The organism is Paenibacillus tianjinensis (assembly GCF_017086365.1).
Lineage (GTDB): Bacteria > Bacillota > Bacilli > Paenibacillales > Paenibacillaceae > Paenibacillus_AQ > Paenibacillus_AQ tianjinensis.
This window is the reverse complement of record NZ_CP070969.1, coordinates 411870-424654: the sequence shown is the minus strand read 5'-3', so window position 1 is coordinate 424654 and position 12785 is coordinate 411870. Positions and strand designations below refer to the sequence as shown.

The following is a 12785-nucleotide window of genomic DNA, read 5'->3' as shown; positions in this document are numbered from 1 at the left end:
CTTGCCAAAATTCATTTTATTTCCTTGCCGGCATCTGCTGGGTAGTGCAGTGCACATTGCCGCCCTCACCAATCACGGCCATACCGTTCACCGTGCGGATTCTGCGGTCAGGGAACAGCCGGGCCAGCTGCTGCTCAGCCAGCTTATCCGTCTCTGCAGCCGTACCGCCGAATACCGGCAGGATGATCCCGCCGTTGACAAAATAAAAATTCAAGTAGCTGAGCGTCAGGCGGCTGTCCTCATAATCAACCCGCGGAGGCTGGGCAATCCGGATAATCTCCAGCTTCCGGCCCTTAGCATCCACTGCACTCTCCAGAATACGCAGATTCTCCCGGGTAATCTCATAATTCTCGTCCTGCGGATCCTCACATACCTGGATAATTACTTTGCCCGGTGCGGCAAAACAAGCAATATTATCGACATGTCCGTCAGTCTCGTCACCGCTGAGACCGCGTTTCAGCCAGATGATCGACTCTGCACCAGTGAATTTGCGCACATAATCTTCAATCTCTTCACGGCTAAGCTCGGGATTGCGGTTGGTATTAAGCAGGCACTCCTCCGTGGTAATCAGTGTTCCTTCACCATCGGTGTGGATCGAGCCTCCCTCCATGACGAGCGGTGCATCAAACCGTTCAACCTGCAGCTGCTCCAGAATCTGCGGGGCCACCTCATCATCAAGGTCCCAAGGCATATATTTGCCGCCCCAGGCATTGAACTTCCAGTTCACACCGGCGAGCTTCCCGTCCCCGGCCGCAACAAATGTCGGCCCGTTATCACGCAGCCAGGCATCATTATGCCGGATCGGCAAAAGCGTTACATTGGCTCCAAGGCCCAGAGCCTCCACCGCTGCCAGTTCTTCAGGATTTACTATAACTGTTACTGGCTCAAACTCGGCAATCGCCTGTATAATCTCAGTATAGCCTTCGCTTACAGCTTTATAGTTATCCGGAAATACCATCGACGCCTGCACCGGCCAGGAGATGAAGGTCCGTTCGTGCTTGTCCCATTCCGCGGGCATTGTATAGTTCAATTCTTTAGGATACATTCGTTAGCTACCTCTACTGGTTAAATTTGGAGCAGATTATCACTACTAAAAAGCTCCTTACCCATCATACAATAAACTGGTGACACGCTCAATTGCCAGAAAACAGCATGTTCACATATACGACGTATCTCTAATATTGACCATCGTTAGATTTTGTATAATACTGGAAGATGTACAATTATAATTGCCGGACCTACAGCGTGAAAGGTGGTCATGACTTGGAACCTGCATCAACGATCCTAACAGAGCTCGAAGATTACATGAAAAGAGAAGCTTTGACGATTTCAAAATTTGCCGCCCGCTCGGGAATGAATTCCGGTACACTCAGCAATGTGATCCAGGGACATCGTCCGATTGCAATGCAGCAGCTTGACCGAATCACCATAGCCATGGATCTGCCTGAAGGCTATTTTTATGAGCTGTATGTCGATAATTACATTATTAACGGCGCTCCGGACTGGCGGCGGATCGGACCTCTCCTCCAGCGGTGCGCAGAACTGAATAAACTCGACTGCATCCACCGTGTAGTCCAGCACATTATGGACAAGCTGATATACTCCCCCATGCTGTTTGATACGGCCGAAGAGCTGTTCAATCAGGGCAGCCGTGCCGCCGCTGCACTGATATACGAAAGTGTCGCAGAAGGTGAACGTTTCCAGCATTCCGAACGACTCGCCCTCTGCCGTTATAGACTGTTTACAATCGGGCTCAGTGAGAGCCAGGATGCGAACCTGCATGCCGCCAATCAATTCGAACCCTATGTAGAGCGCCTGGACGAAGCCGATCAGCTCGATGCGCTTAAGCATCTGGCCGATGTATTTGCTTCCATGCACCGCTGGGAGAAGGTTGATGAGCTAGCCGAGCTTTTAGGCCAAAAAGCCAGCCTGCAGTATAAGCAAACGACAAAAAAAGAAAGCACCCAGAAGCAGCCAACACGACCGCTTATTTACTATATATTGTATGCACATTTATTGCGGTCATTGGTTTCCGATGAACTCGGCAATTATGATAACGCTCTGTATCATGCTTCCTTATACTCCGATATGAGCTGGGTAAATACTCCATACAGCCAAGAAGAACAGCGGGTTATGGAGCAGTTTCAGGAATGGGCAACGGCCAATATGTATTTGTACCGCTTAATGGCCGGTCAAGTCGAGGTGCTGCCTGAATATATACATTATGTTGAAACCAAGGAAGACGAGATTTTCCCGGCCTTATTCAAAATTATGCAGGCTGCTAACCGTTACGGGTTTAATGTTGATGACATTCTTGAGCGCTTTAAGGACCATCTGTCCTACAGAGAACAGCACAGCCGCTTAGGTAAATTCAATCAGCAATTAACGGGTGACCGATATACCCGGTTTCTGACCGAGTTAGCGATTTACCATCTTAGCCGAAATAAATTCGAATTTGGCTTCCATTACTTACTAGAGAGTTTGGAATCATCTGTTACTATAAGAAATGACACCAACATTGTTAAATGTGTGGGGTTATTCGAGAAACACCGGGTATCTGCATCCCCGGAAGTAATTCAGAGGTACACAAATTCCATTAGCGAGGTGCAAAAGATCAATGAAGAGAAAGATGGCATTATTACTGTCAGTAGCTAGTATTGTGCTTCTCCTTGCCGTACCTGCGTATGCCAGCAGCAGCGATTCAATTCAAGCTAATGTGTTTCAGCCTATGACCCATGGTGCCGGGGGTTAAGAGTTTTCCGCAGTCTTTTAGCAACTACAGGTAGGATTATAATAAAATAGAACCAAAGAAGAAGCTGCGCCAATGGCACAGCTTCTTCTTTGGTTTCCGCACATTTTTCCCTGATCTGCTTTCCAGAATAACCTTGATTTATTATTACTTTATTCTACAATTGTATGTCTTTCACCACGTTGCCTTCAAAGTCTTTAATGGTGAATTTCCCGTCAACCATGATCCCGTATGAATGCGGGTTATTCTCTTTGGGCAAAGAGATCGAACCCGGATTAAGCACATATATTCCTTCCTTTACGTCTGCTACCGGAAGATGGGTGTGCCCCTGGATAAAGACATCACCCGGAACGAGCGGAGGCAATTGATCGATGCTGAAGCCATGACCGTGTGTGGCGTAGATTTTTCTGCCTTCATGGAGGATCAGCACATAATCGCCCATCATCGGAAACTCCAGCAGCATCTGATCTACCTCAGCATCGCAATTACCGCGCACAGCCACAAGTGATTTGCCGTAGGCATTCAGCCGGGCAGCAACACCTTGCGGGTCGTACCCCTCCGGCAGCGGATTCCTCGGTCCGTGATACAAAAAATCCCCCAAGATCACAAGGGTATGCGGCTGTTCCTGCTCAGCCTTTTCTAAAGCCCGTTCCAGCCAAAACAGTGAGCCATGAATATCGGAGATAAACATTAGTTTCATCAGGTGATCTTCCCTTCCCTTATTCGCTTTACTATTCATCTTACTTCCTCTTGTACCCGGAGCGCAAAACAGGACGCCGCTGGCGTCCTGTCGTGTCGCATACCTTGGTATTCATGGATTAATCAAGGCAGATTGGAGGCGCCCATCAAATAGCGGTCCACTTCACGCGCAGTCTGACGTCCTTCATCAATCGCCCATACTACCAGACTCTGTCCACGGCGCATGTCTCCGGCTGCAAATACGCCCTCGATATTGGTGGTTTGCGTACCGAACTCCGCCTTGGCATTGGAACGCTCATCACGCTCCACTCCAAGCTGATCCAGCACTGTATCTTCAGGTCCCGTGAAGCCAAGGGCCAGCAGCACAAGCTGCGTTTTAATTACTTCTTCGCTGCCCGGCACTTCCACTGGAATCATCCGCCCCTGCTCATTACGGGTCCATTCTATCCGTACGGTATGCAGTTCCTGGACATGTCCGCCATCATCTCCGACAAAACGCTTCGAAGAAACGAGATAGCGGCGCGGATCTTCTTGGTACAAGGATGCTGCTTCCTGCTGGCCGTAATCCACCTTCAGTACCTTTGGCCATTCCGGCCAAGGGTTGCTGGCCTGGCGGGTCAGCGGAGACTGCGGCATAATTTCGAGCTGGATTACACTGCGGCAGCCATGCCGGATGGAAGTCGCCACACAGTCGGTACCCGTGTCGCCGCCGCCGATAACGACTACGTCTTTGCCTGCAGCAGAGAGATATTCTCCGTCTGCCAGTCCGGAATCAAGCAGGCTCTTCGTGTTCAGTGTCAAAAACTCCATCGCCTGGTGTATCCCGCGAAGCTCACGTCCCTCAATCGGCAGGTCACGCGCCTGCGTCGAGCCGCCGCACAGCACAACGGCATCATGGTCTTCCTGAAGCTGTGAAGCAGTTATATCTTTGCCGATTTCAGTCCGGGTCACAAAGGTAATCCCTTCGGCAGCCAGAAGATCCACCCGCCGTTGAACGGTTTGCTTATCCAGCTTCATATTGGGAATTCCGTACGTCAGCAGTCCACCGATCCGGTCTGCCCGTTCATATACAGTTACGGTATGTCCGGCCTTGTTAAGCTGCGCCGCACAGGCGAGTCCTGCCGGGCCTGAACCGACTACGGCTACCTTCTTACCTGTACGGACCAAAGGAGGCTCAGGAACGATCCAGCCTTCAGCAAAACCTCTATCTACAATTGACCGCTCAATGGATTTGATGGTTACCGGCTTGCCGTTCAGTCCTACCGTGCAAGCCCCTTCACAAGGCGAGGGACAGACACGTCCTGTAAACTCCGGAAAGTTATTGGTCTTATGCAGGCGCTTCAAAGCGACCTGCCAGTTGCCGCGGTATACTAAGTCATTCCACTCGGGAATCAGATTATGCAGCGGACAGCCGGATGCCATCCCGGAGAGCAGACGCCCCACATGACAGAACGGTGTTCCGCAGTCCATACAGCGGGCCCCTTGCTCCTTCAGCTTTTCTTCATCCATTGGTATTACAAATTCATCCCAGTTCTTAATGCGTTCTAAAGGCTCGCACTCCGCAGGAGCCTGCCGCTGATACTCTAAAAATCCGGTTGTTTTACCCATTCCTGTCATCCTCCGAGTTTCTCTGATTGGCCGTTACTCTCCGTCACCGACTAGTTATTTGTCACTGTAAAGCAGCAAAGCAAGAAGTTGTGATGTGACGGATTTCCGCCCCTTCACAGTCCCTGTTAGGATCTTTCTTGGATTGAAATGCCTTAATATTATCATTTATCCACTATCGCCTAAATGAGCAATGTCACTTTTTTAGATAAAATTTCGGGGAATGGGCAAAGCGCTCTGGAGATGCCTTATTGGGCTTTAAACGCATGATAAGCAGCGCCTCACATGTTGGCCGATAAAACGCAAAAAGAAACGGATACCCTCCCCTTTTAGGGGCGGTATCCGTTCCGGCAAAGCACATAACAAGCGGAGCTGCCTAAGGCTGCACTGCCAGCACAACCATTCCAAGTCCCCGGACTGCCAGCTTGCCTCCAGCAACACTCGTGACCAGCTCATCCCCGAACAGGATGCTCCATTCCCCAAGATCAGGCAGGCTCAGCGAAGCCCCGTCCGGATTCGCATTATAGAGCACATACAAGTGCTTAGCAGAATCTCCTCCGGCATGATCACGCAGCGTGTAGGCGACCGTACCGGCCGGCGACCGCTCAAAGATGAGCCGGGTACGGATTTCTTCCGCCGTGCGCAGACGGAAGGCCGGATGCGCCTTGCGCAAAGCGATTAGCCGTCTCATATAAGCGACATCACTGGTATGCGCAGCGCAGCGTTCCCAATCCATGCGGTTGATCTCAACAGGCGACTTATAGCTGTTCTCAACCCCATCCTTAGTACGCATGAACTCCTGTCCGGCGTGAACAAACGGAATCCCCTGGCTCGTCAGCACCATGGCCGAGGCCAGGCGGTGCATCGCTTCACGGCGGGAATCGCTTACCCCCTCGGAGGATAGCACGATTTTATCCCACATCGTATGGTTATCATGGCATTCCACGAAGTTCACACACTGCTGCGGCTCGTCAGCAAACTGTCCTGTAGCTTGACCGTACACTACTCCGCCGGTAATCCCTGTCTTCACGGCCTCTTCAAGCCCACCCATGCCGCCGATAAACCCCGGCTCCTCATACCGGAAGATGTTACCCTTCACTGCATCGCGGAAGCCGTCGTTAAAATGCCCGATGCCCGGCAGCACATCCGCGTTACTCTGGCTGGCCAGCCGCGAAGGGGCAAGCTCCGTATCCATAATCCAGCCCTCCCCGATCGTTAGGATCGAAGGATCGATCTCATCCAATCTGCGGCGGACTTCCTGCATTGTCTCAATATCAATCAGTCCCATCAGATCAAAGCGGAAGCCGTCGATATGATACTCTCTGGCCCAGTAAAGGACGGATTCTACAATAAAACGGGACATCATCAGCCGTTCACTGGCGACATCATTGCCGCAGCCCGACCCGTTAGACAGACTGCCATCCGGCTTATAGCGCAAATAGTAGCCGGGAACCAGCTTGGTGAAATTGACGCGGAATCCGTCATATACATGATTGTAGACCACATCCATAATCACCCGCAGACCGTTGTCATGCAGCGCCTGGATCATAGTTTTCAATTCGCGGATGCGTACGGCCGGTACATAAGGATCGGTGGCGTAAGAGCCCTCCGGCGCATTGTAATTCTTCGGATCATATCCCCAGTTATAATGGGGCTGGCTGAGCCTGGTCTCATCCACGCTTTCTGTAGCATAGTCGTAGATAGGCAGCAGCTGCACATGCGTTACCCCGAGGCCGGCAATATGATCAAGGCCGGTAAGAATTCCGCCCGGACCGCGGGTGCCCTCTTCCGCCAGACCAAGATATTGTCCCTTATGGGTAATGCCGCTCGCCGGATGGACGGATAAGTCACGCAAATGCAGCTCGTAGATTACGGAATCGACCGGATCGGCCAGAGGCGGTTTCCCGTCAGTCCAACGCTCAGGGTCAGTCTTGCGTAAATCGAGAATTGCGCCCCGATCTCCGTTGACTCCGACAGCCCGGGCGTATGGATCTGCCGCTTCATTCCACTGCTCCCCGACACGCACCCGGTATGTATAGAACTTCCCGTCCAAGTCTCCGGCAACCTTCAGCCTCCAGACCCCCCGCACATCCCGGGTCATCGGCAAATGTTCTCCTTCAGCTTCCTGCCATGACTCATAGAGCACAACCTCAGCCTCAAATGCAGTGGGTGCCCATAGGCAAAAGGCGGATTGAGCAGGAGTATAGCTTAGGCCTAGATCATCGCCATCATAACTGAAAAGATCATCAAAATCCTGGTCGAACACGGAGATTCCGTCCGTGGCCGCCGGATCACCATAATAAATAGGTTCTTTCATTTCTTTTTGTACGGACAAGGCAACCTGTCTCCTTTACCCTTTAATAACTGGAATTATAGCGCCATTATCCAATTTGCGCAAACGTTTGTACAAACTTTTTGCCCGCTCCTCCCTGTACAGGTTAAAGGAGCGGTTCCCGATTAGACTTCAGGACTACGCCCGGGTTATGTCCAGTGCTACCATTGTGATGATATTCTGATTGGGAAGATAAAGGATGCGACGCTCCTGCCCCGGGCGGTAACCGCCGTCCCTAAGGCGGAGTCCATTATCGTGAACAAGGAGCACCGGCCCTTTTCCGCCAGCAGGCTGTTCATAGCCGATCCCCAGAACCCAGTGATAATTGTAGGCAAAATCCCCTTGCCAGCGGAAGCTGAACCATTTGTCAAACTTGAGTGCTACTGGCCTGGCTGCATCAATCTCCGCTATATACCGCTCCATATCATTAAAGACGGTTACAGTGTGCTGCCATCCGTTATGGCCATCCTTCCCGGCAGCAGACCTCAGATATGCATGGATGCCTCGGGTGAAGCTGCGCACACTCATACCCCAAGGTCTTCCGCCGTGACGGCTGTATATGTTATTTATATGTGCTGCTTTGGTGTCAAAATGCCTCATTCCAGGAATAAAGGCTGCCCCCTGCCACGTGTGCCAATATTCCATTAACGCTGCCATAGTGGCAGGCCCGCAGGCCGAGCCGGGTGAACGAACGCCCGGCTCCCACTGAGTATAGGGTTCCGCAGGAATCCGGCGGCTTAGCAGAGACTGTGTCATAGGGATATCTTCTCCTGCCGCTCCCGCAGTATACGTTCGATGTCAGAAGCGAGAAACGGCTTGCTGATAAAATCCTCCATACCTACAGCCAGGCATTTCTCCCGATCCTCCGGTCTGGCGTAGGCAGTTACAGCTACCATATAGGGCCGGCTGCCGGTTACAGGCAGCCTACTAATCTGGGCTGCTGCACTTAGCCCGCTCATCACCGGCATCTGCACATCCATAAAGATAAGATCATAGTCCTGCTGCTGCACCGCTTGGAGTGCCTGTTGTCCATTTTCTACGAGGTCGGCGTTATAGCCTCTTTTCTGCAGCATGGTCAGGAGCAGCTTTTGGTTGATTGGATGATCTTCGGCAACCAATATCCGCAGCGGCCCGTATTTTGGTTCTGCAAGCGGGAGGTCCCCGGCTAACCGGAGCGTTTCCTCCACCGGCTCTGGCAATGCGTAAAGGGTGCTGACGGTGTCCTCTCCACTTTGGCCTGCTGTCCCCTCCTCTGCACTTACAATATCCTCAGCGCATTCGTCCGGGTCGCTGTCAATATCAATAGGCAGGGTGAAATAAAAAGTGGAGCCCTCCCCCTCCTTGCTGTCCACGGCAATGGCCCCGCCCATGAGCTCAACCAGCCGTTTGCAGATTGAAAGTCCGAGTCCGGTCCCGCCGTATTTGCGGTTAATTGCCGGATGCAGCTGCGAGAAGGATTGAAACAACTGGGATTGCTTCTCGGGCGGAATGCCGATTCCTGTATCCCGTATACTAAATTTCAGCGTGAGCTTGCGCCGGTTAGGACAGAATTGCGTCTCTACAGCAATAGCAACATGCCCGGCCTCGGTAAATTTAACAGCATTGCTGACCAGGTTAACCATGACCTGCCGCAGCCGGGCCGCATCCCCCATAATCAGCTCCGGTACATCCGGGGCTATCCGGCAGCTCAGCCCGATGTTTTTTTCCTTGGCTTTAGGCAGGAACAGCTCAGTGACACTTTCCATGATCCCTTCCAGGCTCAGAGGCTCTTGCACCAGAGTCATTTTTCCGGCTTCAATTTTGCTGAAATCCAGAATTTCATTCAGAATATACAGCAGGGAAGCACTGCTCTCACTGATAATGTTGGCGTACCCGCGCTGCTCCTCGTCAAGCTCTGTCTCTGCGAGCAGGTCTGTCATGCCCATAATGCCATTCATCGGAGTTCTCAGCTCATGGCTCATGATGGCGAGAAATTCCGATTTGGCCTGATCCGCCTTCTCTGCTGATTCTTTGGCGCGGATGATTTCCTTCTCATTAGTATTGTCCCGGAAGACGACAACCGCACCGATACGCTCTCCTTTATCAAACAGAGGGGTCACCTGGTATTCCGCCAAAAAGCTTGATCCGTCTTTCCGCCATAACACCGCATCCTTGCTTGAAAGGGACTCCCCGGTCTGGACTGCCCGTATCAGCGGCGATTCTTCTGGCCGGGAATAGATGCCGTCCCGTGCTGTCTGCTGAATATGACCAAGATATGGGCGTCCCATAATCTCACCATAGGCAAAGCCCAGCATCTCCGCACCGGCAGGATTGATAAAGGTTATCCTCCCTTCCGTATCAAGTCCGAATATGCCCTCGGAGACCGCATTGAGGATCAGGGTATAATCATTGCTCAACTTCTCAATCTGCTCGGTATACCGGATGCGTTCGGTGATATCACGGGAAATCCCGTAGACACCGACAACTTCGTCATCGACTATAATCGGAATATTGACCGTATTGATCTCCACCAGATGTCCGTCTTTATGAATCAGCGTGAGTTCATAGCTTTGCGGGACTCCCTTGCAGGCCATAGAAAAATGATAATTTGTCTTCTCAATGTCCTTCTCATGCACGAGCGGCCCGTAGTAATTGCCGATCAGCTCTTCCATGGAGTAGCCGGACAATTTCTCCAAAATAGCATTCGCGGTTAAGTAATCCCCCTGCAGGTTCATCGAATATACCGCAGACGGATTGTACTCAAACAGCGATTTGTAACGCTGCTCATTCTCCTGCAGCCTCGACTCGAATTGCTTGCGCTCTGTAATATCTCTGGCGACAGCAATAATCTCTACCACCTGTCCCTGCTCATCAAAAATGTAACGGCTGTTCGTCTCGAACCAGATATAGCTGCCGTTTTTGTGGCGGTACCGGTAAGAGATCGGCGAAATGAAACCGGCTGCCTTATTCTGCATCATCTTTTCCTGTATTACGGGCAGGTCGTCGGGATGAAGATAGTCATAGGCGCTGGTACCGACCATCTCCTCAGGCTTGTAACCAAGCAAAGTACGGCTGGCCGGGGAGCAGTACAAAAAGATAACGTCGTCGACCGTAAGGCGCGAAATCAGATCCAGTGAATTTTCGGACATCAGCCGGAAATTGCGCTCGCTCTCCCTAAGCTGCTGTTCCATCTGCTGGCGCTCGGTAATATCCTGCATCATGCCGATTAGCTTGACAGGCTGTCCTTCCGGGCTGTAGACCACATCCGACTGAATATTTACTGCCAGCTGGGTATTGTCAGGGAGGACCAGCCGGTAGGTAGCTTCGCTGGATTCTCCATGATTCAGTGCCAGCTCTACATTCTCATACAAATAGTTCAGGTCCTCCGGATGGACCAGCTTGGCGAACGTCTGGTAATCCACATCGTTTGGACCTACACTATAATGCAGAATACGCCGCAGCTCCTCCGAGAAGGTCAGCTTGCTTTTGACTAAATCCCAGGTCCAGGAGCCGATTCTGGCAACCCGCTGTGCTTCGGCAAGCGCTTCTTCATTCTGTTTGCGGCGGGTCACATTCCGGCCAATGCCCATAATTCTCGTGATTTCATTCTGCTCATTCCGGATAGCATGAAAAGAGGTTTCAAACCAGATATAATGCCCTTCCTTGTGGCGGAGACGACGGGTATACGTATCATTCCGCAGAAGTCCCTCGAACGACTTGTCCAGGCCTGCGACATCATCCGGATGATAGAATTCCAGCCGGTTCCTGCCGATCAGCTCTTCTGGCTCATAGCCGAGCAGCTTCTTCACAGAAGGTGAAATAAAGCTCATGATGCCGTCCGGCTGGGTAAAGGAAATAATGTTTTGATCATCTTTTATAAATAAATCGTATAAATCGCGGCTGTCTACAGTCAGCTGATCAGCGATTTTCCTGTCGGTAATATCCAGGGCATAAACTATAATATGCGGGGAGGCCTGTCCTTCTTCTGGACGGACAAGCGTAAGAGACAGCCATACAGGGCGTCCGGCACGGTTGTGGAATCTCAATTCTTTGACTACAGAAGCACCCGGCGGGAAAGATTGCCCATCAATGCTCCCTGCCAGGGACAATCCTTCCAGTTCCGCCAGTGATGCATGATCACCGCTGCACAAAGCTCCTTCAAGAAAATCGGACTGACTGCAGCCCAGAATATTGCAAAGTGCGGAGTTAACCTTAATCCACTTGTCCGCCTCTATGGCCCATACAGCCATCCCTACTGGAGACATCATGAATGCTTGATCCAGAATACTGCCGTTCTCTGCCAAGTAATTCATTTTATAAGGGCTCCCTTCATCATGAGCCAGCTCTGTGCAGACTCTCAGTTGTACTTCTACCAGTATACGATAAGAGGAAGCCGGAAGAAATGTACAGGGCGACTTCGGAACACAAATTAAGAATTTTAAATGTTGACGGCTCTCTGCGGTTCATTTAGAGTGTTGGTTAATATCACATATTTAACCAATTACGATGGAAGCACCCGTAATAAAGGCTTATTTGCCTTTTACTTACGGGTGCTTTTTGCCGTTTGCGGACAATAGTGACGACAGGAGGAGAACCCATGTTGAACAAGCTTATGAAAATATTCCCTGCAGCACTCATGCTTATGGTTTCCTTATTCACCTCAGCTGGTGCACCAAACGCCGCTGCCGCTGTACTGACACCCTCGATTCAGGCTGCTTTTGAACTGACTGCAGCAGCCGCTGAATCCTCAGCCAGAGTCAAGCTGAAAAGCCAGTACAGTGAACTCTCTGCCCAGACTGCTCAGTATGAGAGCCGTGAAGAGCAGATCCGTATCCTGCATGAGAGCAACGCACAAGCACTGCTTGTGGTCCGGAACCAGATTAAAGAGATCGATCAGGCTGCTGTGGCCAAGCTCACCTCTGCAGTCAGCAGCGTCAAACAGCATTATCAGCCTCTCTTTGATCAATATAGTGCGCTTAATAACCGGATCACCCTGTTGAAGGGACTTAAGGACAAGACGCTGAATTCCGTTCTGCGTACACAGGCAGAGGCCATGAAAATTGCCGTTCAAATCGCCCGCCAGGAGATCCGGGACAAAGAAGCCCTTCTAAAGGCTGCCAAAGAGGAGCGCAGCCGAAAGATTGCTGCAGCGCGCAAAACCTTAGCCGGCATTGACAGCCCCCAGACCACCATCAAGTCCCAGAAAAGCGTGGCGACCGCACTGAACCAGCGGATAACTGCAGACTTCGGAGACTTTAAGTCCGCCATCCGCAAGCAGAATCCGGTTCTTGCCGGACAATCCCTGGCCTCACTCCTTTCCGGATACAAGCAGATTGCCGCCAGTAAACAGAAAATCATCGAGCTGGAACAAAAGGTTGCTGCAGTGATTGCAGCGACAGCGAAGCAAATCGCCGCCTGATA

General features: G+C 51.4%; 8 protein-coding genes. 2 read left to right on the top strand and 6 right to left on the bottom strand.

All coding sequences use genetic code 11. The features are described from left to right. Positions 1-16 precede the first annotated feature (16 nt). Positions 17-1045: an agmatine deiminase family protein gene (locus JRJ22_RS01825; RefSeq protein WP_206102892.1), complete on the bottom strand. Its 1029-nt coding sequence runs from the start codon at positions 1043-1045 to the stop codon at positions 17-19. A 218-nt stretch (positions 1046-1263) separates the two neighbouring features. On the opposite strand from JRJ22_RS01825, the gene JRJ22_RS01820 reads away from it, so the two are divergent. Then, the gene (locus JRJ22_RS01820; protein WP_206102891.1) at positions 1264-2655 is read left to right on the top strand and encodes a helix-turn-helix domain-containing protein; all 1392 of its coding nucleotides are present in this window, start codon (positions 1264-1266) and stop codon (positions 2653-2655) included. 251 nt (positions 2656-2906) lie between these two features. Here the strand turns inward: JRJ22_RS01820 and yfcE are convergent, their stop codons facing one another. The 5 genes from yfcE to JRJ22_RS01795 form a co-directional block, all read right to left on the bottom strand. Further along, positions 2907-3449: a phosphodiesterase gene (gene yfcE, locus JRJ22_RS01815; protein WP_206104938.1), complete on the bottom strand. Its 543-nt coding sequence runs from the start codon at positions 3447-3449 to the stop codon at positions 2907-2909. A gap of 122 nt (positions 3450-3571) precedes the next feature. Then, positions 3572-5056 carry a glutamate synthase subunit beta gene (locus JRJ22_RS01810; protein WP_206102890.1) on the bottom strand — a complete coding sequence of 495 codons (1485 nt, stop codon included), beginning with the start codon at positions 5054-5056 and terminating at the stop codon, positions 3572-3574. A gap of 373 nt (positions 5057-5429) precedes the next feature. Beyond that, positions 5430-7388: a type I pullulanase gene (gene pulA / locus JRJ22_RS01805; RefSeq protein WP_206102889.1), complete on the bottom strand. Its 1959-nt coding sequence runs from the start codon at positions 7386-7388 to the stop codon at positions 5430-5432. Between the two features lie 135 nt (positions 7389-7523). Then, the gene (locus JRJ22_RS01800; RefSeq protein WP_206102888.1) at positions 7524-8141 is read right to left on the bottom strand and encodes a C39 family peptidase; all 618 of its coding nucleotides are present in this window, start codon (positions 8139-8141) and stop codon (positions 7524-7526) included. After that, entirely contained in the window at positions 8138-11677 is a 3540-nt protein-coding gene (locus JRJ22_RS01795) for a PAS domain S-box protein (protein ID WP_206102887.1), read from the bottom strand. Before JRJ22_RS01795 ends, JRJ22_RS01800 begins: the two co-directional genes overlap by 4 nt. Before the next feature lie 284 nt (positions 11678-11961). Here JRJ22_RS01795 and JRJ22_RS01790 point away from each other — a divergent pair, with 284 nt between their 5' ends. After that, positions 11962-12783: a hypothetical protein gene (locus JRJ22_RS01790; RefSeq protein WP_206102886.1), complete on the top strand. Its 822-nt coding sequence runs from the start codon at positions 11962-11964 to the stop codon at positions 12781-12783. Positions 12784-12785: the final 2 nt, after the last annotated feature.

What these genes read in the sequence shown, in the direction of transcription:
- yfcE (WP_206104938.1), bottom strand. Translation starts at nt 3,449, where the DNA reads ATGAAACTAATGTTTATCTCCGATATTCATGGCTCACTGTTTTGGCTG.
- JRJ22_RS01790 (WP_206102886.1), top strand. Translation starts at nt 11,962, where the DNA reads ATGTTGAACAAGCTTATGAAAATATTCCCTGCAGCACTCATGCTTATG.
- JRJ22_RS01825 (WP_206102892.1), bottom strand. Translation starts at nt 1,045, where the DNA reads ATGTATCCTAAAGAATTGAACTATACAATGCCCGCGGAATGGGACAAG.
- JRJ22_RS01810 (WP_206102890.1), bottom strand. Translation starts at nt 5,056, where the DNA reads ATGGGTAAAACAACCGGATTTTTAGAGTATCAGCGGCAGGCTCCTGCG.
- JRJ22_RS01795 (WP_206102887.1), bottom strand. Translation starts at nt 11,677, where the DNA reads ATGAATTACTTGGCAGAGAACGGCAGTATTCTGGATCAAGCATTCATG.
- JRJ22_RS01800 (WP_206102888.1), bottom strand. Translation starts at nt 8,141, where the DNA reads ATGACACAGTCTCTGCTAAGCCGCCGGATTCCTGCGGAACCCTATACT.